21 protein-coding genes and 1 pseudogene are annotated in these 20,463 nt (G+C 45.1%); 16 read left to right on the top strand and 6 right to left on the bottom strand.

Annotation, left to right across the window (positions count from 1 at the left end; genetic code table 11):
- Positions 1-53: 53 nt before the first annotated feature.
- Together VF685_RS12540 and VF685_RS12535 are read left to right on the top strand one after the other, a co-directional pair.
- On the top strand, positions 54-1,178 hold the full coding sequence (locus VF685_RS12540) for an NADH:flavin oxidoreductase/NADH oxidase (RefSeq protein ID WP_016659829.1): 1,125 nt from the start codon (positions 54-56) through the stop codon (positions 1,176-1,178).
- Between the two features lie 59 nt (positions 1,179-1,237).
- Entirely contained in the window at positions 1,238-2,173 is a 936-nt protein-coding gene (locus tag VF685_RS12535; protein ID WP_016659830.1) for an AEC family transporter, read from the top strand.
- A gap of 58 nt (positions 2,174-2,231) precedes the next feature.
- Here VF685_RS12535 and VF685_RS12530 read toward each other — a convergent pair whose 3' ends face one another.
- Both VF685_RS12530 and ygfZ read right to left on the bottom strand, forming a co-directional pair.
- Positions 2,232-3,044, bottom strand: coding sequence for a tetratricopeptide repeat protein (locus VF685_RS12530; protein ID WP_005175859.1), 813 nt, complete (start codon positions 3,042-3,044; stop codon positions 2,232-2,234).
- 276 nt (positions 3,045-3,320) lie between these two features.
- Positions 3,321-4,046, bottom strand: coding sequence for a CAF17-like 4Fe-4S cluster assembly/insertion protein YgfZ (ygfZ, locus tag VF685_RS12525; RefSeq protein WP_286385204.1), 726 nt, complete (start codon positions 4,044-4,046; stop codon positions 3,321-3,323).
- Between the two features lie 254 nt (positions 4,047-4,300).
- Between ygfZ and acnD the strand changes: the two genes are divergently transcribed.
- The 14 genes from acnD (at position 4,301) to VF685_RS12455 (ending at position 16,801) form a co-directional block, all read left to right on the top strand.
- The gene (gene acnD, locus VF685_RS12520; RefSeq protein ID WP_005175861.1) at positions 4,301-6,907 is read left to right on the top strand and encodes a Fe/S-dependent 2-methylisocitrate dehydratase AcnD; all 2,607 of its coding nucleotides are present in this window, start codon (positions 4,301-4,303) and stop codon (positions 6,905-6,907) included.
- Positions 6,908-7,383: 476 nt separating this feature from the next.
- Positions 7,384-7,725 (top strand): hypothetical protein, encoded by a 342-nt coding sequence (locus tag VF685_RS12515; protein WP_034597578.1) that lies wholly within the window; start codon positions 7,384-7,386, stop codon positions 7,723-7,725.
- A gap of 355 nt (positions 7,726-8,080) precedes the next feature.
- Positions 8,081-8,224, top strand: coding sequence for a zinc ribbon-containing protein (locus VF685_RS12510; RefSeq protein ID WP_075167893.1), 144 nt, complete (start codon positions 8,081-8,083; stop codon positions 8,222-8,224).
- 286 nt (positions 8,225-8,510) lie between these two features.
- On the top strand, positions 8,511-8,732 hold the full coding sequence (locus VF685_RS12505; protein WP_075167930.1) for a hypothetical protein: 222 nt from the start codon (positions 8,511-8,513) through the stop codon (positions 8,730-8,732).
- A gap of 99 nt (positions 8,733-8,831) precedes the next feature.
- The gene (locus VF685_RS12500; RefSeq protein WP_016659841.1) at positions 8,832-9,092 is read left to right on the top strand and encodes a hypothetical protein; all 261 of its coding nucleotides are present in this window, start codon (positions 8,832-8,834) and stop codon (positions 9,090-9,092) included.
- A gap of 576 nt (positions 9,093-9,668) precedes the next feature.
- Complete coding sequence (locus VF685_RS12495; protein WP_286385208.1) at positions 9,669-10,001, top strand: VOC family protein; 333 nt, start codon at positions 9,669-9,671, stop codon at positions 9,999-10,001.
- Positions 10,002-10,606: 605 nt separating this feature from the next.
- A complete protein-coding gene (locus VF685_RS12490) occupies positions 10,607-11,272 on the top strand; it encodes a pseudouridine synthase (RefSeq protein WP_180192155.1) in 666 nt (221 codons plus the stop codon).
- Positions 11,273-11,436: 164 nt separating this feature from the next.
- On the top strand, positions 11,437-11,817 hold the full coding sequence (locus VF685_RS12485; RefSeq protein ID WP_016659844.1) for a ribonuclease E inhibitor RraB: 381 nt from the start codon (positions 11,437-11,439) through the stop codon (positions 11,815-11,817).
- A gap of 134 nt (positions 11,818-11,951) precedes the next feature.
- Complete coding sequence (locus tag VF685_RS12480; RefSeq protein WP_286385212.1) at positions 11,952-12,398, top strand: SRPBCC family protein; 447 nt, start codon at positions 11,952-11,954, stop codon at positions 12,396-12,398.
- Between the two features lie 4 nt (positions 12,399-12,402).
- Positions 12,403-12,759, top strand: a complete 357-nt coding sequence (locus VF685_RS12475) for a DUF488 domain-containing protein (RefSeq protein WP_286385213.1) — start codon at positions 12,403-12,405, stop codon at positions 12,757-12,759.
- A 110-nt stretch (positions 12,760-12,869) separates the two neighbouring features.
- Positions 12,870-13,214 (top strand): zinc ribbon domain-containing protein YjdM, encoded by a 345-nt coding sequence (locus tag VF685_RS12470; RefSeq protein WP_016659847.1) that lies wholly within the window; start codon positions 12,870-12,872, stop codon positions 13,212-13,214.
- A gap of 141 nt (positions 13,215-13,355) precedes the next feature.
- The gene (locus VF685_RS12465; RefSeq protein ID WP_286385214.1) at positions 13,356-13,673 is read left to right on the top strand and encodes a 5-carboxymethyl-2-hydroxymuconate Delta-isomerase; all 318 of its coding nucleotides are present in this window, start codon (positions 13,356-13,358) and stop codon (positions 13,671-13,673) included.
- A gap of 179 nt (positions 13,674-13,852) precedes the next feature.
- Positions 13,853-16,318, top strand: coding sequence for an AI-2E family transporter (locus VF685_RS12460; RefSeq protein ID WP_286385215.1), 2,466 nt, complete (start codon positions 13,853-13,855; stop codon positions 16,316-16,318).
- Between the two features lie 78 nt (positions 16,319-16,396).
- Positions 16,397-16,801, top strand: coding sequence for an NUDIX hydrolase (locus tag VF685_RS12455; RefSeq protein ID WP_168414477.1), 405 nt, complete (start codon positions 16,397-16,399; stop codon positions 16,799-16,801).
- 82 nt (positions 16,802-16,883) lie between these two features.
- Here the strand turns inward: VF685_RS12455 and VF685_RS12450 are convergent, their stop codons facing one another.
- The 4 genes and pseudogenes from VF685_RS12450 to VF685_RS12435 form a co-directional block, all read right to left on the bottom strand.
- Entirely contained in the window at positions 16,884-17,828 is a 945-nt protein-coding gene (locus VF685_RS12450; RefSeq protein ID WP_286385216.1) for a tRNA dihydrouridine synthase, read from the bottom strand.
- 246 nt (positions 17,829-18,074) lie between these two features.
- A complete protein-coding gene (locus VF685_RS12445) occupies positions 18,075-18,848 on the bottom strand; it encodes a glucose 1-dehydrogenase (protein WP_163146333.1) in 774 nt (257 codons plus the stop codon).
- Between the two features lie 97 nt (positions 18,849-18,945).
- The gene (locus tag VF685_RS12440; protein ID WP_410487384.1) at positions 18,946-20,160 is read right to left on the bottom strand and encodes an alpha/beta hydrolase family protein; all 1,215 of its coding nucleotides are present in this window, start codon (positions 20,158-20,160) and stop codon (positions 18,946-18,948) included.
- Between the two features lie 192 nt (positions 20,161-20,352).
- Positions 20,353-20,463 (bottom strand): annotated as a pseudogene (locus VF685_RS12435) (type II toxin-antitoxin system RelE family toxin); the annotation flags it as partial.

Here is a 20,463-nt window from a genome sequence, read left to right as displayed (position 1 = left end):
CGTCTATCTCGGTTAGAATAATTTTCATGAAAATCATAAGGCAGGATCGCCCCATGGCATTATTATTTGAACCTATCCATTTTGGCACGCTTGAATTAGACAACAGAATTATTATTGCCCCCATGTGCCAATATTCGGCCAATGACAAAGGCGAGCTCAGCTATTGGCATGAGCAGCAATGGGCCAACTATGCCTTGTCGGGTGCCGGTTTATGTATTATTGAAGCCACGGCGGTGCAGCCAGAAGGGCGGATCAGCTATGCCGATTTAGGCCTGTGGAATGATTTGCAGCGTGCGCAGATGAAAGCCTTGCTGGCCAAAGTCAAAACCTTGTCACCAATGCCATTTGCAGTGCAGCTGGCGCATGCTGGACGTAAGGCATCTACCGATAAACCGTGGCTGGGCAAAGACCAGTTTGCGCCGGATCATGCCCAGGGCTGGCAAACCGTATCGGCCAGTAATTTGCCGTTTAACCCGACCGATCATGCCCCCCATGCACTAAGTCTGAATGAAATTGAACAGGTAATTGCCGACTTTGCCAGTGCTGCGGTGCGTGCAGTGGATGCTGGCTTTGATTTAATTGAAATTCATGCTGCCCATGGTTATCTGCTACATCAGTTTATGTCGCCATTATCCAATGTCCGCGATGATGAATATGGCGGCAGTTTTGAAAACCGGATTCGTTTAACCCTGGAGGTGTTCCAGGCCATGAAACAGGTGGTGCCAGAAGGTTATCCGATTGGGGTACGCCTGTCTGCTACCGACTGGATGGATGCGCAGGGCGGCTGGAATATCCAGTCTACGGTCGGGGTAGCCAAAGCGCTGGAACAGCTAGGCGCGGCCTATATTCATGTGTCTAGTGCCGGTCTGCATGCCCAGCAGAGTATCGAGATTGGGCCAAGCTATCAGGTGCCTTTTGCACATGCCATTAAACAGGCGGTGCACCGTATTCCGGTGATTTCAGTGGGCCTGATTACCGAAGCGGTGCAGGCTGAAGAAATTCTGCAAAATCAGTATGCAGATGCCATTGGACTGGCACGAGCGATGCTTTATGATCCACGTTGGCCGTGGCATGCCGCCGCTGAACTGGGCGGGCAGATTGCCATCGCGCCGCAATACTTGCGCTGTCAGCCGCATGGTTTAAAAGATTTGTTCCATCCATTTCCTGTTCAGGAATAAGCAACAGCAGTATCAGGGATGATGCGTTTTAGATCTCGTTCTAGAGAAGGAAGGCACTTTTGTTGCTGAATATTTTACTGCCCTTGGTGGCAGTACTGGCGCTGGGCTATAGCAGCGTACGCACCAATTTTCTGGCGGCCACGCATATTCAGGCCCTGAGCCAGTTTGTGATGAAGGTTTCACTGCCAGCCTTTTTACTGTATGCCCTGGCCAGTAAAGACCTGGCTGAAATCTGGCATCCCGGTTATTTTATTGGTTATGGGCTGGGCTCGCTGATCCTGTTTTTTCTGGCGTTAGTCATTTATAAAACCTATTTCCGGCATAGCCTGACCCACGCCAGTGTGCTGTCGATGGGCGCGTCGATGTCCAATACCGGCTTTATTGGCACGGCTATTTTAACCCTGCTGATTGGCAGTCATTCCGCCATTTATCTGTCGTTAACCTTAATTATTGAAAACCTGATTATTGTGGCGATGGTGCTGTTTCTGGCCGAAGCCGGTTTGCAAAAGCAAAACCATCATCTTTCGGCGTTATATCTGAAAACCTTAAAAAGTTTGCTAAAAAATCCGGTGATTCTGTCGATTATTGCCGGGATGGCCTGTGTCTTGCTCAATTTAAAACTGCCAGACAGCATCAATCAGATTCTGGAGATGCTTGGCAAAACTGCCTCGCCGTTGGCTTTATTTGTGATTGGCGGCAGTCTGGTCGGAATGCGCCTGCACTCGGTTAATCTGCAAAGTGTGCTGCTGGTCGGGATGAAAGTCCTGCTGATGCCGCTGGTTATTTTCACCTTGTTGTGGAGTTTGCCCAATGTCAGCTCGGAAATGCTGTTTGTTGGTACGTTGCTGGCGGCATTGCCGATGCCTGTGGCCTTTGGGATTTTTGGCCAGAATTATGGCCTGAATGAACAGGCACTCCAGCCTTTAATTATGAGTACGGTCCTGGGTTTAATCGGGGTGGCTTTCTGGTTAAGTCAGTCATCGCATTTTCTTTAAATCTTTATGTATCCCAAATAAAAAAGCCCGGTCATCGGGCTTTTTTCGGTCAGCCGCATTAGCTTTTCTTGGCTGCTGCTTTTGGTGGATTCTTGGCTTGATCGGCAATCATCTTGTCCACCACAGCCAGCGATTCTTTGGCTTGCGGGACATTTTCCTTGGCTAGGGCAGAGAAAATCTTTTTCGCTTCCGGCAGGTTTTGCGGCACGATGTTGCCATTGGTAAACATATTGCCAACCGCCATCAGCGCTGGAATATAGCCTTTTTGTGCTAAATCCTGAATGCTCTTTAAGCCTTGCTGAATGGGAGCTTCATTTTTGTTTTTAAAGCCCAGGCTAATGTCATATAAGGCTTTGGCATGAATGGCCTGATTGTTGCCTTTTTTAATGAGGGGTTCCAGTAATTGCAGGCCTTTTTTATCTGAATCGGCTTTGTTTTCAGAGAAATACACCACCGCTAAATCAATGGTGGCATCATGAAAGCCTTGTGATGAAGCTTTTTGCAGATACTGTTTGGCTTTATTGGTATCCTGTTTTAGACCCAAAGTGCCGGTCAGATGGTTTTTACCGAGTACATAATTCGCCACCGGATAGCCTTTTTTCGCGGCCTGCTCATATAGCTCGATGGCTTTCTTTTCATTTTTGGCCGTACCTTGGCCGGTTTGGGTCAAATAACCCAGATTATAAATCGCTTGCGGATTACCGGTTTTGGCCAGTTTGTCTAATTCCTGATAGGCACCGCTCAGGTTGTTGGCTTTGACCATGGCTTCAATTTTGGCGAAAGCCGGATCGGTCGGAATACTGTTATTGCTGTTGGCGAGGGTAAATTGTGTCGAAAGGGCAACTAGACTTGCCAAAATCAGTTTTTTCATCGTTGTATAAAACCTTGTATCAATGACCACATAATTCCATTTATGTGTGGGGAATAAATTGTCACTCATCATCATAAGATGAAATCAAAGAATGTAAATATAGATGTATCGGAATCCGGTAATTTTTTCAAACCACGTAGGAACAATAATAAAAAAATCCTGAATTTAAGGATTGCTTCAATTAGTAAATCAGTCTCGTTTTTTTGACGTATAAAAAAACAACCCAAGTTACACGTGTCACTTGGGCTGTTTTTCATAGATCTGCTAGTGACACGCTTAATTTTGCGGCCGCGCCACATCACCGCTTAAAGCTTCAGGTAAATCCAGAACCGTTACATCTAGCTCGGCTAAGGCATCCGGTTTGGCTACCACCAAAGCTTGATAACCGCTATCAATGGCCAGGCTATTCACCACTTCTACATCATTATTCAGTTTGGCGGCAGGTGCAGGAACTTCGCCTGAACCCTGAATCAGATGCAGCCAGTGTTTTGGCTTGGCTTTAAACCATAAACGGGCAATCACTTCCTGACCCAAATAACAGCCTTTGGCATAATGAATGCCTTCACGCTGATGCAGGCGCAGTTCCTGTGGCTGGAACAGTTCCGCGGTGCTGGCCTGAATCCAGGCCTGACCACTTTCAAGCGCCTTTAATTGCCATGCTTGAATATCCTGTTCAGTACTTGTGAACTGGGTGTTTAGACCGTTTACGACCGGATAAACCTGACCGGCTTCTTCCAGTTTCATTTTCGAGAAAGCACCAAACTTTTTAATGTGCTTGGCAAAGTCTTCAGCTTGATCGGCCGTTACTACAATTTCAAACTGTTCAGCATTCTGTTTGGTCAGCCATAAACCAAACAGAATACGGCCTTTCAGGCTACAAATTGCAGTATAACGGGTTTCGGTTTGCGGCAGTTTTTCGACATCTACCGTGACTTGACCTTGTAAGAATTTTTGCGCATCTACACCGTTTAAAGTGAATGCAGAGAAAGTCAGATTACTCATGTTCTAATCTCGAAACCGTATCTAATACTAAAGAATGAGGTTAATTTTGCGCTATTTTTCAAAAAAAATCATATTTCTGGCCAGAATTTTCTATTAGATGTAACCAAATTTTTCAAAAATGTATTATTTTTAACTTAAGTTTATGAAATATATGAAATTTGGGAAATAGGCTTCGGGCAGCGTACAATGCCAAGCAGCATGAATGTTAAACAACAAAACTTTGAAAGAAGAAGTCAGAACAAGGCAGGTACGCTATGAATAACAACTACCGTAAACCGCTGCAAGGCACCCCGCTAGAATATTATGATGTGCGACAAGCCGTTGAAGATATTCAGCCAGGCGCATATGCCAAACTTCCTTATACCTCCAAAGTGCTGGCCGAGCAGTTGGTGCGTCGTTGTGATCCAGCCATTTTAGAGCAGTCCTTACGCCAGCTGATTGAACGCAAGCAGGAGCATGATTTTCCATGGTATCCAGCACGTGTAGTCTGTCATGATATTTTGGGGCAAACGGCACTGGTCGATCTTGCCGGTCTGCGTGATGCCATTGCCGATCAGGGCGGTGATCCATCCAAAGTCAATCCGGTGGTGCCAACCCAGCTGATTGTCGATCACTCACTGGCGGTGGAATACGGTGGATTTGATCCGGATGCATTTGAGAAAAACCGTGCAGTCGAAGACCGTCGTAATGAAGACCGTTTCCATTTTATTGAATGGACCAAAACAGCCTTTAAAAATGTCGATGTGATTCCGGCAGGCAACGGCATCATGCACCAGATTAACCTGGAAAAAATGTCACCGGTAATTCAAAACCGTGATGGCGTAGCATTCCCGGATACCTGTGTGGGTACAGACTCGCATACCCCGCATACCGATGCGCTAGGCGTGATTTCAGTCGGTGTGGGTGGCTTAGAAGCTGAAAACGTGATGCTTGGCCGTGCTTCTTGGATGCGTCTGCCGGACATTATTGGGGTGGAATTGGTTGGTCAGCGTCAGCCGGGCATTACTGCAACAGATATCGTCTTGGCGTTAACTGAATTCCTGCGTAAAGAGCGTGTGGTCGGTGCCTATTTAGAGTTCTTTGGTGAAGGTGCGGACAGCATGTCAGTGGGTGATCGTGCCACCATCTCCAATATGACCCCTGAATATGGTGCAACCGCTGCGATGTTCTATATTGATCAGAACACCATCGACTATTTAACCCTGACCGGTCGTGAGCCTGAACAAGTCAAACTGGTTGAAACCTATGCCAAAGAAATTGGGCTTTGGGCATCTGACATGACACAGGCGGAATATCCACGTGTGCTGCGTTTCGACTTATCAACGGTAACCCGTAATATTGCAGGGCCATCCAATCCACATGCACGTGTATCCACAAGTGACTTAAAAGAAAAAGGCATTGCCGGCATTGTTGAACAGCGTACCGATGGTTTGATGCCAGATGGTGCCATCATCATTGCCGCGATTACCTCATGTACCAATACCTCAAACCCACGTAATACCGTTGCGGCAGGTTTGCTGGCACGTAAAGCCAATGAGCTCGGTCTTGTGCGTAAACCTTGGGTGAAATCGTCATTTGCACCGGGGTCTAAAGCAGCTGCGCTGTATTTGGAAGAAGCGGGTGTACTGAAAGACTTAGAAAAACTCGGTTTTGGCATCGTCGCTTATGCATGTACGACTTGTAACGGGATGTCAGGCGCGCTTGATCCAAAGATTCAGCAGGAAATTATTGACCGTGACCTGTATGCGACTGCGGTGCTGTCGGGCAACCGTAACTTTGATGGTCGTATTCATCCTTATGCAAAACAGGCTTTCCTGGCATCTCCACCACTCGTGGTTGCCTATGCAATTGCCGGTACCATCCGTTTTGACATCGAAAAAGATGCGTTGGGCACCGACCAGAACGGTAATCCAATTTATCTGAAAGACATTTGGCCGTCGGATGAAGAAATTGATGCATTAGTGAAAACCTCGGTGAAGCCTGAGCAGTTCCAGAAAGTCTATATTCCAATGTTTGACTTGGGCGAAGTGGAGCAGGCGGCAAGTCCGCTATATGACTGGCGTCCGCAAAGTACTTATATTCGCCGTCCACCATATTGGGAAGGCGCGCTGGCTGCACCGCGTACATTAGCCAATATGCGTCCGCTGGCAATTTTGGGCGATAACATTACCACTGACCATTTATCACCATCGAATGCAATTATTCTGGATTCGGCGGCAGGTGAATATCTGGCGAAAATGGGCTTGCCTGAGGAAGATTTCAACTCCTATGCCACCCACCGCGGTGATCACTTGACGGCACAACGTGCAACGCTGGCCAACCCGAAATTGTTTAATGAAATGGTGGTACGTTCTGACGGTACCATTAAGCAAGGTTCCAAAGCGCGTGTCGAGCCTGAAGGCGAAGTAATGCGGATGTGGGAAGCGATTGAAACCTACATGAATCGTAAACAGCCGCTGATTATTGTTGCCGGTAAAGACTACGGCCAAGGCTCAAGCCGTGACTGGGCGGCTAAAGGTGTACGCCTTGCTGGTGTTGAAGCGATTGTGGCAGAAGGTTTTGAGCGTATTCACCGGACTAACCTGGTTGGGATGGGTGTGTTACCGCTTGAGTTTAAGCCGGGCACAGACCGTAAAACTTTAGGTTTGGATGGTACAGAACTGTATAGCGTGATTGGTAATATCGCGCCACGTTCGACGTTGACTTTGGTGATTGAGCGTTCAACGGATGATGGCAAGAACCAGATTGTTGAAGTGCCGGTGACCTGTCGTCTAGATACCGAAGAGGAAGTGTCTGTGTATGAAGCGGGCGGTGTATTGCAACGCTTTGCGCAGGATTTCTTGGAAGGGAATGTGGCTTAATTATTAAATGAATCCTCCCCAACCCTCCTTTAAGAAAGGAGGGAGTTTCTCTTTTTTTCTTATGCCATGTATGGCTCAGGGTTAGGGGGAGATTAAAGTTATTGAAATTGTTTAAAAACGCTCTAATGTACATTGGGGCGTTTTTTATTGGTGCTTACAGAGAAGATTCGAAGGAGGTTTTAAGATTGAATTAAAAAGTGGACTTCTGTCATACGTCCAGTGGTCGATATTAAGGCTGATTCCCTATTCATTATTCAAAATATATTAAAGGTTGAATGCGATTTAGAATTTATTAGAAATATATAAAACTAAATTTAAAATAATTAAAAAAATAAATAAATTCAATAAATTAATTGAATTTTTTAATTGAAAAGAGTAGTTTGTTTTCTTTTTGTAATTTGCAATAGCGTTTTTGTAAAAATGCAATTGATGAGGGGTTTATGGGAAAATTAACTGCTGTAATTTTAGCGAGTGTTATGTTGTTTATGACAGGCTGTGCCACGATGTTTAATGGTTCAACACAGACTGTAAATATTCGTAGTAATGATGAATTAGCCAAGCTATATGTAAATGAAGAGTATATGGGCCAGCGTAGTGCTGTTTATACTTTTAAGAAGAAAGAAAATTATGTAATTAAGGCAGAAAAACCAGGCTGCCAAACCACGAGCATCACACCTCAAAAGACATTTGACCCAACCACCTTATTAGGCATTCTGGTCGACTGGGGCATTATCTCAATTCTTGTTGTTGATGGTGCTGCGACAGGGGCATGGCAGAAATTCAGTCAAACCAATTTTGTTATCGATCCTAATTGCTAAATTGGTTTAAAAAATATCCCATTTTTGAATGGGATATTTTTTTATAGAAGACAGATTTGCAGACTTATAGGTATTACGGGAGATAAATAAGCGTTTATAGAATTAGAAATATATTTTAAAAATTAAATAAGAATAAAAAATCTTTTCCTGATTGCGGGATTTAATACCAAATTAATTAGCATCTACAACTCAAATTGGAAAAATTTCTTATTAAATTTCTATAAAGCCAGCTTAATTTTCTATCAAAATTATCCTTCGCCCAAACGCCATCATCACTCGTCGAAATGGACAATAGACAATCATCACAGATTGGTTATACTGAATAGACCATTTCTAAATCATACGGAGAGCAAAGATGGTAACTGCAGGCGACAAGCCAGGAACAGGCTTCTATTTTTGTGTCCAATGCGGACATCGCGTTTACTTAGAAATTGGTACAGACCGTTTACCCCCGTGTACCAAATGCCAAGGCAATCAATTTAACAATAAGAATGCCTAAGCAACAGCACTCAAACAGTTACCCTCTGTTTTGAATGAAAGCCCTATCACACGATAGGGCTTTTTAATGGGATCAATAAAAATATGCTGAATTTTCAGGGTGTTAGAACAGTTGAAGCACTACAAAAAGAAAACGCAAAATCGAGATACAAATTGAGTGGGTTTGAGGTTCTATCTTATTGAAAATGAATAATAAAAATTAAGGTGTTTATTACTTGAATCTGTTTAAAAATTAGCCATTAATCCCCATGTTGAATAAGACATATAGCATATTTCAGGTGCAGTCTTTGCAACATTATCTTGATCTTAACCATGACTCTGGCGTGGCCAATTATGAAATAGGTCATGAGTTTATTCGGGTTCAGTTCCGTAAAAATAGCAGGGTCTATACTTATAGCTATGCCAGCGCCGGTGTGCAGCATGTCGAGAATATGAAACAGCTGGCCCAATATGGCGATGGGCTGAATGCCTATATCAACCGTTATACTCGCTGGCTGTATTTAAAATAAATAACTGGCCTGTTTTTTGCTTCATGATGCTTCCTAGGAGCGCCACATCCACTTTCGGGTGGATGCTGGTTTTAAAGAAAAATCATCAGGAGCAAAGCCATGTCAAACTCTCAAGCTGCCGATTCTTATACTCAATTGCCGGTCAAGGCGCATCTGCTGGCGGGTTGGCCGTTACTGCTGGTGCTGTTTGGTGGTGCCATTGGGGTGGTTTATGCCGTGCTGGCTTACATGCTGAATATCAAAATTTATCAATCGACCTTATCTAAACTGAATAAAGTCTTGGCCAATTTGCTCTGTGGCATGTCAGCCTTAAGTGGCTGGTGGTTTAGCGCCCAGCTCATTCAAGGACAGTTATTTTAAACAGCTCGATACCTCACGATTAAAGATCTGCAATGTCCTGAACCGGGCAGAATAATTTATGCCTGAATATTCCAGAAAAATACGGAATCATGAAAAAGAATCATGATTATGGCAGCTTGAAAATAAAAAATTCTATCTAAACCGTTTGATGTGAGAAAAATTATCAAAAAGATGAAAAAACGCCGTAGCTTAGGAAAACAATCCCGCCGGCTTTTGACTATTCTATTGCTCAAGGGTGAAAGGGGATCGAAAAGAGTAGATTGCTACCAGTAACGTATCACGTGCGTGTAGTACTTACCCACAAGGTCTCGATTCGGCTTAGGACGCTATAGATCAGAAGTTTATAGGCAAAAAGTTAGAACTTACCAAGTTTTAATGGTTGAAGTATTTCCCGCTCCCTTAAAAATAAAAATTTCAACATCTCTATTCTTCTTTATCTTTTTGTTATTCCTATTTCACTATATTCGTTTAAATCACCTTCATTTTCCTTTCAGTTATCGCAACCTTATTTGCCAGAATCCTACAGGGTACTGAAAGCAGCTATGCTATAAAAAATAAAAACTACCGAGCAGAACAATGAAAATTTATGTCACCAGTCTTATAGTCGATGATCAGGAAAAAGCCTTGCAGTTTTATACTCAGATACTTGGTTTTCGGCTAAAACAGGATGTCCCGGTGGGTGAATATCGCTGGTTGACGCTGGTTTCTCCCGAGCAGCCAGATGGTGTTGAGCTGCTACTAGAACCGGATGTGCATCCCGCAGCGAAAGCCTTTAAAGCCGCGATTAAGGCAGATGGTATTGCTTATACCTCATTTCAGGTCAACGATCTTGAGGCAGAATATCAGCGTTTACTCGCGCTAGGTGTGGTTTTTACTCAAGCACCGATGCCGGCCTGGCTGGCAATGTGAAAATTGCCGTGCTGGAAGATGGCTGCGGTAATTTAATTCAACTGATGCAGCCGCTGTCTTGAGCCATCATAATCACTTAGATAAATTCTCTTAAAATCGCCATTTTCTGCAAAATAAAATGAAGAATTTAACCTAGTGTATAAAAATTTCTTGTGATTAAGCTTTATTAGGGAAAATTTCCTGAAAATATTTTAAATTGACTGATCTTCGGAAAACAATTTCGGCAGGCTTTGACTACTATATCTCTCAAGGGTGTGACGGGATCGAAAAGAGTAGCATGCTGTCAGCGGCGCAAAACGCGAGTGCAGTACTCACCCAAAAGGTCTCGATTCGGCTTAGGACGCTATAGATTAGAAGTTTATAGGCTATAAGATCATGACGTACAACGTGATGATAGTTGAAGTAAACAGCAAGTTTTCCCTGACACCCTAAAAATTCCGTGCATGACCAGAACAACAAACTATAAAAATCAAACTCGAAAAACCAGAGAATAAAAACTATTTCTCTCCAGTAGCTTCCAGATTAAATATCTATCTTCTCAATAGATTGACAGCGGATTGGCCGCTTGATATTTTGCCCGCTTTCGACTCCCAAGCCGTACCGCCATGCCTTTAAACGACAACTTTGTATATTGCCCGCCGCAAGAGCCACTAGTCCTGCTCTATGAAGATGATGATCTGGTGGTGATTGAAAAGCCAGCAGGTTTGCTGTCGGTGCCGGGGCGGTTGCCGGAGCATCAGGACAGTGCCTATTTACGCGTGTTGGCGCGCTATCCACAGGCCAAAATTACCCATCGTTTAGATATGGCCACCTCGGGTATTCTGATGTTTGCCAAACATCGTGATGCAGAAGTAGCGGTGAGTAAAATGTTTCAGGCGCGCACCGTGACCAAGCACTATATTGCCCTGGTACAGGGCAAACTCGACGGTGAGGGCAAAGTTGAGGTGCCATTAATTACCGACTGGGAAAACCGGCCGCGTCAGATGGTGCATTTTGAATTGGGTAAGCCGGCACAGACTTTATATCAGGGACTGGACTATAATGCCGAGATGGACATCAGCCGGGTATTGCTGACCCCAATTACCGGACGTTCACACCAGCTACGCGTGCATATGCAGTATATCGGCCATCCAATTACCGGCGATAAGCTGTATCATCCAGAACCTGCACGCAGTCCCCTAAAACGCATGGCCTTGCATGCCAGTTATCTGGCTTTTACTCAGCCTTTAAGCGGTACCGCGGTTGAAATTCGTGGACAGGTACCGTTTTAAGCAGTTGATCTGATTTTGAGTGCGCCCCCCAAAACAGGGGATTGCCGATCCGGATAGAGATCAGGATGATAGAACAGAAAAAAATTAAGTGCTCTATCTCGGAACTGCAACAAAATTAGGGTAAGCTGACCAGTAGAACAACAACACAGAACAAGGACAAAATGATGTCACGCGATTATGAACAATTTCCAGATGACGACAACGGCAACGTACTTTGGCAAATGCATGAAGATGGTGATGATCTGGACGAGGCACATGAAATTGAATATTCGATTGCCTTTACCGACCAGGAACAGGCTGAACGTTGTGCCTTATTTCTGTTAAATGAAGAACAAAAAATTTCTTTATTTCAGGATGATGATTCTGGTGTGACCGAATGGATTATTACCATTTATGTTTATATGGAACCGGCCTATGCCGATATTGTTGATTTAGAAGAATGGTTCACCAAAATCGCCAACCAGTTCCAGGGTGAATATGATGGCTGGGGCTGCATGGCCTATGTCTATGATGATGAAGACGAAGAAGAAAACTATCCGGTTTAACCCCATTTTCTAGTACAAAAAAGCATGCCGGAGCGCATGCTTTTTTTGCTTTACGCTCGCTTCAACCAAAGTCATACACAGGCCCAAGGCAGAAGGCGTAGACTGAAAATTATTCGCTGTAAACAGGTGACGTCATGCAACACAGCGTACAGTTACACCGTATATTTCAGGCGCCGTTATCGCGGGTATATCGGGCCTTTGTCGATCCGCATGCCCTGGTCAAATGGATGGCACCACATGGCTTTACCGTGCAGATTGAACAGTTTGAACCCGTGGTCAACAGTCAATATAAAATTGCCTTTTGTAATTTGAGCACGGGCAAATGCCACGGTTTTCACGGGCAGTATCTGGAAGTGATTCCCGAGCAGCGACTGCGTTATCAGGATGAGTTTGATAGCCCAGATTTACCCGGACTGATTCAGGTCACGATTGAGTTTAAGGCGGTATCGGTCGGAACCGAAGTCTGGATTCAGCAGGACAATCTGCCCGATGCCATTCCCGTCGATGGCTGTTATTTGGGCTGGCAGGAATGTCTGAATTTACTCAGCCTGCTGGTGACCCCTGACATTCCGGATGAGTAAAACCATGCCCATTGCTACCAAACGTATTTATCAGGCTGTAAGCAAGCAGGACGGTACCCGGATTCTGGTGGACCGGATCTGGCCGCGCGGGATCAAAAAAGCCGATGCCCAGATTGACCTGTGGCCGAAGGATTTAACCCCCTCGACCGAACTGCGTAAATGGTTCCATGAAGATACTGAGCGGCACTGGCCCGAGTTTCAGCAGCGTTATCGGCAAGAGTTGCAGCAGCATTTGGACGCGGTGGAGGAAATCCGGCAACTGGCGCAGAAGGGACCAATTACCCTGTTAACCGCAGCAGAAAACGAACAGCATAATCATCTGCAGGTGTTTAAACAGCTGCTGGAACACCCGGGCAAATAACACAAATATTGTTATTAATCCCTAAACCGGTTAGGGATTTTAACGTGATGAAAAATATAAATGTTATAGTAGACCTTTATATTTTTTATTTTGCTCGTTTCGAGGTTTTTATGTCTTTACCGAATTGCCCAAAATGCCAGTCCGAATATACCTATCAAGATGGTGACTTGCTGATTTGTCCTGAATGCGCACATGAATGGAAAGAAGGGGAGCAGGCAGAAGCCGAGGCCGGCGCCATCATTAAAGATGCCAATGGTAATGTACTGGCCGATGGCGATACCGTGACGGTGATTAAAGACCTGAAAATTAAAGGTTCATCTTCTGTGGTGAAAGTGGGTACCAAAGTGAAAAATATCCGCCTATTGCCAGAAGCATCAGATGGTCATGATATTGACTGTAAAGTAGATGGTATTGGCGCAATTAAACTGAAATCGGAATATGTGAAAAAAGCATAATCGCACTGTTTCTCTTGGGTTTTATCTTGCTTTGAAGCAGGGTAAAACCCTGAATTTTTAAGATGACATCTGCACCATATCGGGAGAAGGCTGATGCCACATATCCATCTTGAATATTCAGATCAGCTGTAGGCGCTTGAAATGAAGCCTTTGCTCAGTCGTATCAACCGGACGCTGGTCGAGAATGGCCTGTTTGGTAATGCCTCTGATATTAAAAGCCGCGCCATCTGCCAGCAGGACTATGTGATTGGACTGGATGAAAGCGCACAGGCCTATGTGCATGCCAAAATCTCGATTTTAAAAGGCCGTAGCACCGCCCTAAAGCAGGAAATTTCCCGGACCGTGCTGGAGGTGTTGCAGGATTATCTGCCGCCACAGAATGAATTGACGCTGCAACTGTGTGTCGAAATTCTGGAAATGGACCCGGATATTTACAGCAAAGCCATCATTCGTCCTTAATATTTTTCTCTTGCAATGGCACAGCGGTGTATGTGCCATTTTACTGCTTTCAATATTTCCCATCTTCATCTACTGTACTGTTTCTTGCTGAAATTAGGCGTTTTTTTACAGGAATCTATTTGAAATAAATAACCGAAGCTCGTACATAATAAATAAAGAGCAACAGGATGTGCCCAGCCATGCGAAAACAGAACAATAAACCGGGTCTGCTCCAGCCAGAAGCGCAGCCACCGCGTCCCCATCACTGGAAGCCGGAAAAATCTGCCGCCAGTTGGGTCAAGCGGGATATTGAAACCCAGAATATTGTCCGGGTGATGGCCGGTTTTGTGATTAGCGCGGTGATTATTGCGGCGCTGTATTTTGGTCAGGATGTGCTGATTCCGCTGGCACTGGCTATTTTGCTGGCATTTTTGCTGGAACCGCTGGTGTCACGGTTAAAAAAATGGGGACTGCCACAGCTGCCGTCGATTGCCATTGTTATGATTTTCACCATTAGTGTGCTGGCTGGACTGGGCAGTTATCTGGGTTTTCAGCTCAAAGATTTAAGTCAAGAATTACCGCAATATCAGGACACCATTCAGCAAAAACTGAATACGGTGAAATCGCTAACCTCTGGCCCTAGTGCCTGGGATGGGGCCAAAACCACTTTCGATACGGTGGAAAGCTCGTTTGAAGGCATCAATCAGGTCGAGCAGGAAAAGGGTGTGCAGAATGTCAAGGTGGTCGGACTGGAGCAAAGTCCTTCCGATGCCGCCATGGAGTGGGGCAGCAAGATTTTAAGCCCGATTGCCACCATTGGTATCGTATTTTTATTTGTGGTGCTGATTTTAATTAGCCGTAAAGATCTGCATGACCGCTTGTTGCGTCTGCTTGGCGGTAATTTGAATATTGGTACCGATGTGCTGGATGAAGCCGGTCAGCGCATTGGTACCTATTTGCGCATGCAATTGCTGGTCAATGTCACCTATGGCATTCCGATGGCAGCCGGACTGTGGTTTATTGGCGTGCCTGCGGCCATCATGTGGGGCATGCTGGCGGTGGTGCTGCGCTTTGTGCCTTATGTCGGCCCGATCATTTCTGCGGTGTTCCCGTTAACGCTGGCCTTTGCGGTGGATCCAGGCTGGAATATGTTCCTCTGGACGCTGGGCCTGATTCTGCTGCTGGAGCTGATCAGTAATAACATCATTGAGCCGTGGTTATATGGCGAAAGTACCGGCCTGACTACCTTGTCGATTATTCTGGCTGCCACCTTCTGGACCTTAATCTGGGGACCAATTGGTCTGATTTTATCAACACCGTTAACGGCCTGTTTGCTGGTGCTGTCGCACTATATTCCGGCGTTGGGCTTTGTCAAAGTGTTAATTGGCAGTGCCCCGGTGCTGTCACCGCCCGAACGTTTTTATCAGCGTTTGGTGGCCGATGAAGTACATGATGCGCTGGATGTGGCTAATGCATATATCCAGCAGGAGCTGCCGAAAAAAAAGAATGAAGAAGCGCTGGTCCGGAAAATCAATAATTTCTATGATGAAGTGGCGATTCCTGCGATTTGCCTGTTTTCGCAGGTCCATAATACCGAGGCCAGCGCCGAACACCGTTTGCGCATGCATCAGGGTTTAAAACGGTTTAATCATGAATTTCAGCAGCAATATCCGCTACAGACCGAACTGAACAACCCCAAAGTCATGTGTCTGGGGGCACGTTGGGAGGTGGATGTGCTGGCCTCTGCCATGCTGGCCCATGGCCTGAACCTGAAAAAGATTGCTGCCTGTAGCCATGCCGATGCCTTGATTCAATCGCGCTCGGATGTGTTGAGTGCCGTGCCGGAATCGACCGACATCATCTGTATCACTATTTTTCATCAGCAACCGATGGCGCAAATCCGCCTGTTGAATCACCGGATACGTACACTAAAACCGCAGATCAAACTGGTGTTTGCTTTGCTGGGCAATCAGTCGACGCATTTGCGTGATGAGATTGAGCGTCTGTTTCAGCCTGAAGCTGTGGTGAATAGTGTGAATGAACTGATGCTGAATATGGATATGCTGCTGATGGCACAAGGGGAAAACCCGGCGGCGGCACTGATGCATGACAATGAGGCTGAACGTTTACAAGCTTTGCATGAACTGGATTTATTGCAGTCGGAATTGCTGCCAATTTACAGCCAGTATATTGAAGAAGCGCGGCAGGCCTTTGATGTGAAATATGCCCAGATTTCGCTGGTCGATGCCGGGCAGGTGCATACTCCGGCCAGTCCGCTGGCAGAAGCGGTAGAGTCGCCGATCCACGCAGCGCAGCGCCGTGAGGAGTCGATTTGTACCCATCTGGTTTATCAGAATGAAGCGCTGGTTATTGAAGATATTCAGCGTGATCCACGCTTCCGGCAGTATCCTCATCTGGCCAGACAGAAAATCCGTTTTTATGCCGGGGTGCCAATTCAAAGTAAACAGGGCTTGGCCATAGGCAGCTTATGTATTCTGGACAAGCAGGTGCGGCAGATGTCTGAAGAAGATCTGGATTTGCTGAAAGCACTGGCGCTGGATTTACAGGAGACCTTAAGCAGTGAGCGATTACGCAAACAGAAGCTGGAGGAAATCCAGCGTTTGGGCCAGGCCGATTTAAGTCAGGCCGTGGTGACAGATTCCTAATGATTGCATCCTTGTCCACATACGGCTGTTTGCATCTGGCCGTTAGGTTATCGTTTAAAACTAGGGGAGAGCAGTTCGTTGGCCTTTCATGATTTTTATCGCTTAAGTTCGCATGCGGTAATTTGTAATGCCCAGCAGCAGGTGCTGTTACTTAAAGCTACCTATGCCGATCAGGCCTGGGGCTTACCGGGTGGCGCGCTGGATATGGGGGAAACCATCCACGAGGCCTTAATTCGGGAATGTCAGGAAGAAATTGGCTGTCAGGTGCAGGTGGGGTATTTGTCGGGTGTGTATTTTCATGCAGCGGTGCAATCCCATGCTTTTATTTTTCGCTGTCATGTACCGGAAGATGCACAGATTCAGCTAAGCGATGAACATGCCGAATATCGCTGGTTTGATCTGGCGCAACTGGCGCCGGTACAGCGGATTCGGGTGGAGGATTGTCTGAATTTTCAGGGCAATGTCATCAGCCGGAGTTTTTAAACTGCGGCTTGCAAGATGATTACACAAAAGTGATCAAACAGTTGTTAGACAAGCCCTGTAAACAGCCGCGACAATGTTTGGTTTAGAGTGCCGTGTGTTGCGAGGCTTGCAGGGTGGCAATAATTTCATCCAGCTTTTTGATGCGTTTAACCTCATCCCATAGCGCTTTGGCTTCTGGATAATGTTTCGACATCATGCCCAGCCATTGTTTATAACGCCCCAGCATACCAATTTCGGTTTTGGCCGGACCGTGAATAAAGCGGATTTGCAAATCAAGCAGATCTTGCCAGCTCAGTAAGGGTGCATCAGAGTTCTGGCGGATACATTGGGTGAGGTCAGGGGTGGTGACGGCACCACGGCCAATCATTAAATCTTCACAACCCGATTCTAACTGGCATTGTTTGGCGTCGACATTGGTCCAGATTTCACCATTGGCAATCACATTAATCTTTAAGGCTTCACGAATCGGGGCCAGCTGATCCCAAAAGGCTGGTGGGGTATAACCATCGGCTTTGGTGCGCGCATGGACCGTGACCCAGGAGGCGCCTGCATCTTCAATGGCATGGGCATTGTCCAGCATGAAGTTGCGATCCATATAGCCTAAGCGCATTTTGGCAGAAACCGGAATATGTGCCGGCACGGCATCGCGCACGGCTTTGACCAGTTCATGTACCACTTCCGGTTCATCTAGCAGAACCGAACCGCCACGATGACGGTTTACGGTTTTGGCCGGACAGCCAAAGTTTAGATCAATCGCTGGTGCGCCCATGGCTGCAACTTTGACTGCATTAGCGGCTAGCATGTCCGGGTTGTTGCCCAGAAACTGCACATGCACTGGGGTGCCAGCCGCAGTTTTACCGCCGTTCAATAATTCCGGGCAATAGCTGTGATAGATATGATCGGGCAGGATTGAGTCGGTGACCCGAATAAACTCAGTCACACACCAGTCGAAGCTGCCGACAGACGTGAGGACATCACGCATGATCGGATCGGTTAAGCCTTCCATGGGTGCAAGCACAAGTTTCAACGCGTTCACCTGTTAATTTGAAAAACGGTGTTATACGTTTTTTTTACCAAGATGTCTAGGAAAAGGTCTTTGAAGTATTGTAGAGCGAGATAAGGCTTAGCCTTTATATTTCGCATAATCGCCATTATGTTAAATGGGGGGGAATTGAGACCTGTGTAGCAGCTTTAGGCTTGTTGTTATACATCCAAATACAGATTGCACCTTATATTAAAATTATAAGAGTTTTAGGTTTTAGACAGCCACTCTTTAATCAAGTGTTTGTACACCACCACCATTTACAAATAAGGTTTGTCCAGAAATCCATGATGAAATAGGTGAGGCAAAGAATAACACAGCTCTCGCGATATCTTCGGGTTCACCTAATCGTTGTAATGGTGTGTGGGAGAGCATTGTTTTTTCAATCTCAGGCTTCAGTACTTTTTCTAATGCTGCGGTACGAATTGCTCCGGGTCCTACAGCATTAATACGTATATTTGGACCAAGATCATGAGCCAAATTAGCGACCATATGATTTAACGCTGCTTTTGATGATGCATATCCGCTCATAGCAGGGCTTTTGTTAATTGAACTCATAGAGCTGATATTTATGATTGAGCCGTAACCCGCTTTATTCATATGCGGTGCGACGAGCTGACACAATCGCCAAGCAGCAAATACATTAAGCTGAAAATCACGTTCTATAGTATCTACGCTAATTTGATCAGGAGATTCACGACCACCGCCACCTCCTCCAGCATTGTTCACTAAGATGTGAATGTGACCAAAGGTTTCGATTGTTTTATTCACTGCATTGACCAATTGATCATCTTGCAGAATATTGCATGCAACATATTCTATGTTGCGTCCAGTCAGCTTCTTGATTTCTTCAGCTGTATGTTTAGCTGCTTCTAAATTTAAATCGGCAATCATAACGTCCGAGCCTGCTTGTGCAAGAATGAGAGCGCTGGCTTTCCCAATACCTGCTGCACCGCCTGTTACAAGTGCTATTTTATTCGTCAGTGATAATAAACTTTGTGGCATCATTTTGATTTATTTCCATTTGTATATTAAAACTCGAAATATTTAATTCTTCTACTGCATAGCTTTATTTTGAGTTCAAAATCCTAAATCTACCGCATCATTTTGAATTGCAGGTATTTATAGTTTTCCCTTGTTCAACTGAATTGATAAAGCTTCCAATCAGCAATTCACTTTGTCTTAAAGAGTCACGATGATCTCCATTCTTGACCGGGTGAAAGGCAATAGGTTTTTGATTCTTACATACTTGCTGATAGTAAGCATAAGTACCACGGTAATCTACAAGCTGATCTTTATCACCTTGTACAATTAAAAGCGGCACAGTAGGTGTCATATTCTCAATAGACTGTTTTTTTAAATAATTTGTCAAAGGTGTCAAATTTACATTCGGTTTAAAGACTGTTTTAGGTGCTGCTTTTAGATCAGATTGTAATTCTGACAAACAGCGATTACGTGCATAATTAAGAATTTCCCCCATCTCTGAACTAACTAAATTTGCTGGAGCTAGGCTAGGATCTGCTGCTTCTGCTCCCAGAAGTACGACTGGGAAAAATGCGGCAACACTTGTTTCAATTTGAGAATGGGTTGCTACGTATTCAGCGATTCCTTGGTATTGATAGCCACCCGGTGCGAGTGCAATTGCCCCACGCAAATTAAATTCAGGTGCATCTTTCTGACCGTCCGCTGCAACCTTCAGAGATGCTGCACCGCCTTGACTATGCCCCATTACATACCAGTTTTTACTAAATTTATAAGGCTTTAAAAGGTGGGTCGCCCGTACGGCATCAACGACAGTGTGCAACTGACTTTGTGCATTCATATATGGATGTCCACCTGGAGTACCTAAACCCTGATAATCAGGTGCGACGACTGCATATCCGCGGGCAAGCCAGGCATTTAGTGCTTTCGCAGCAATTTGTTGATAGACATGGACTGGGCCGCCGACATAATCTCCAGAAGGCGCACAAGTATCTGCTACACCAGTTGTACCATGAGCCCAAGCAAGAACAGGCCATCCCCCTTTGGGTACTTTACCTTTAGGCAGTAAGAGATATCCTGAAGTCACAATTGGTTCAGACTGTACTCCGCGACTACGGTAAGTGATTAAGAACCGCTGTGAAGCATTGGTAAATAGATCAATACTCTCTTCTTGTATGGATAAGATTGTTCCTGGCATTTTGCTAGAGATATTAGATGTTTGGACTTTGCCATTATTGAGAATGACAGGAGAGGCTATTGCATATGTTGAATTTAAGCATAGACAGCTTACGACCAATTTTAGAATGGGATGTTTAATTTTCATCACTGGCACCATCTTTCTTTTTTATAATCTCATTTTTAATGTATCAGCTTTATCTAGTTTTTTAAACAAAGTCTTAAAAATTCGGTATGAGCCTAAGTTTTTAGAGTAATGGCTGAAGGCTTCTACAAAGATTATAAAATTTTTCTAAAATTAACATAATACACGTTATACGAAGGCAAAAATGGGAGCTATAAGCTCCCATTTTTAGTCTTTAATTCGCTTTTTCGCTTCGTCATAAACTATGCTATCAGCTCGTTTTCCGACGGTAATGAGCAGGATAACTACCTGATCATCTTTAACTTGATAGACAAGTCG

This window comes from Acinetobacter sp. Brlt_5, from assembly GCF_051949055.1.
Lineage (GTDB): Bacteria > Pseudomonadota > Gammaproteobacteria > Pseudomonadales > Moraxellaceae > Acinetobacter > Acinetobacter indicus.
The sequence above is the reverse complement of the archived record's forward strand: the minus strand, read 5'-3'. Positions and strand labels throughout refer to the sequence as shown.

Bases quoted from the DNA above. Each gene is read 5' to 3' on its own strand.
- VF685_RS12500 (WP_016659841.1), top strand. From the start codon at position 8,832: ATGTCAAACTCTCAAGCTGCCGATTCTTATACTCAATTGCCGGTCAAG.
- VF685_RS12485 (WP_016659844.1), top strand. From the start codon at position 11,437: ATGTCACGCGATTATGAACAATTTCCAGATGACGACAACGGCAACGTA.
- VF685_RS12495 (WP_286385208.1), top strand. From the start codon at position 9,669: ATGAAAATTTATGTCACCAGTCTTATAGTCGATGATCAGGAAAAAGCC.
- VF685_RS12490 (WP_180192155.1), top strand. From the start codon at position 10,607: ATGCCTTTAAACGACAACTTTGTATATTGCCCGCCGCAAGAGCCACTA.
- VF685_RS12470 (WP_016659847.1), top strand. From the start codon at position 12,870: ATGTCTTTACCGAATTGCCCAAAATGCCAGTCCGAATATACCTATCAA.
- VF685_RS12465 (WP_286385214.1), top strand. From the start codon at position 13,356: ATGAAGCCTTTGCTCAGTCGTATCAACCGGACGCTGGTCGAGAATGGC.
- VF685_RS12510 (WP_075167893.1), top strand. From the start codon at position 8,081: ATGGTAACTGCAGGCGACAAGCCAGGAACAGGCTTCTATTTTTGTGTC.
- VF685_RS12515 (WP_034597578.1), top strand. From the start codon at position 7,384: ATGTTGTTTATGACAGGCTGTGCCACGATGTTTAATGGTTCAACACAG.
- VF685_RS12460 (WP_286385215.1), top strand. From the start codon at position 13,853: ATGCGAAAACAGAACAATAAACCGGGTCTGCTCCAGCCAGAAGCGCAG.
- ygfZ (WP_286385204.1), bottom strand. From the start codon at position 4,046: ATGAGTAATCTGACTTTCTCTGCATTCACTTTAAACGGTGTAGATGCG.
- VF685_RS12440 (WP_410487384.1), bottom strand. From the start codon at position 20,160: ATGGTGCCAGTGATGAAAATTAAACATCCCATTCTAAAATTGGTCGTA.
- VF685_RS12480 (WP_286385212.1), top strand. From the start codon at position 11,952: ATGCAACACAGCGTACAGTTACACCGTATATTTCAGGCGCCGTTATCG.
- VF685_RS12445 (WP_163146333.1), bottom strand. From the start codon at position 18,848: ATGCCACAAAGTTTATTATCACTGACGAATAAAATAGCACTTGTAACA.
- VF685_RS12530 (WP_005175859.1), bottom strand. From the start codon at position 3,044: ATGAAAAAACTGATTTTGGCAAGTCTAGTTGCCCTTTCGACACAATTT.
- acnD (WP_005175861.1), top strand. From the start codon at position 4,301: ATGAATAACAACTACCGTAAACCGCTGCAAGGCACCCCGCTAGAATAT.
- VF685_RS12475 (WP_286385213.1), top strand. From the start codon at position 12,403: ATGCCCATTGCTACCAAACGTATTTATCAGGCTGTAAGCAAGCAGGAC.
- VF685_RS12540 (WP_016659829.1), top strand. From the start codon at position 54: ATGGCATTATTATTTGAACCTATCCATTTTGGCACGCTTGAATTAGAC.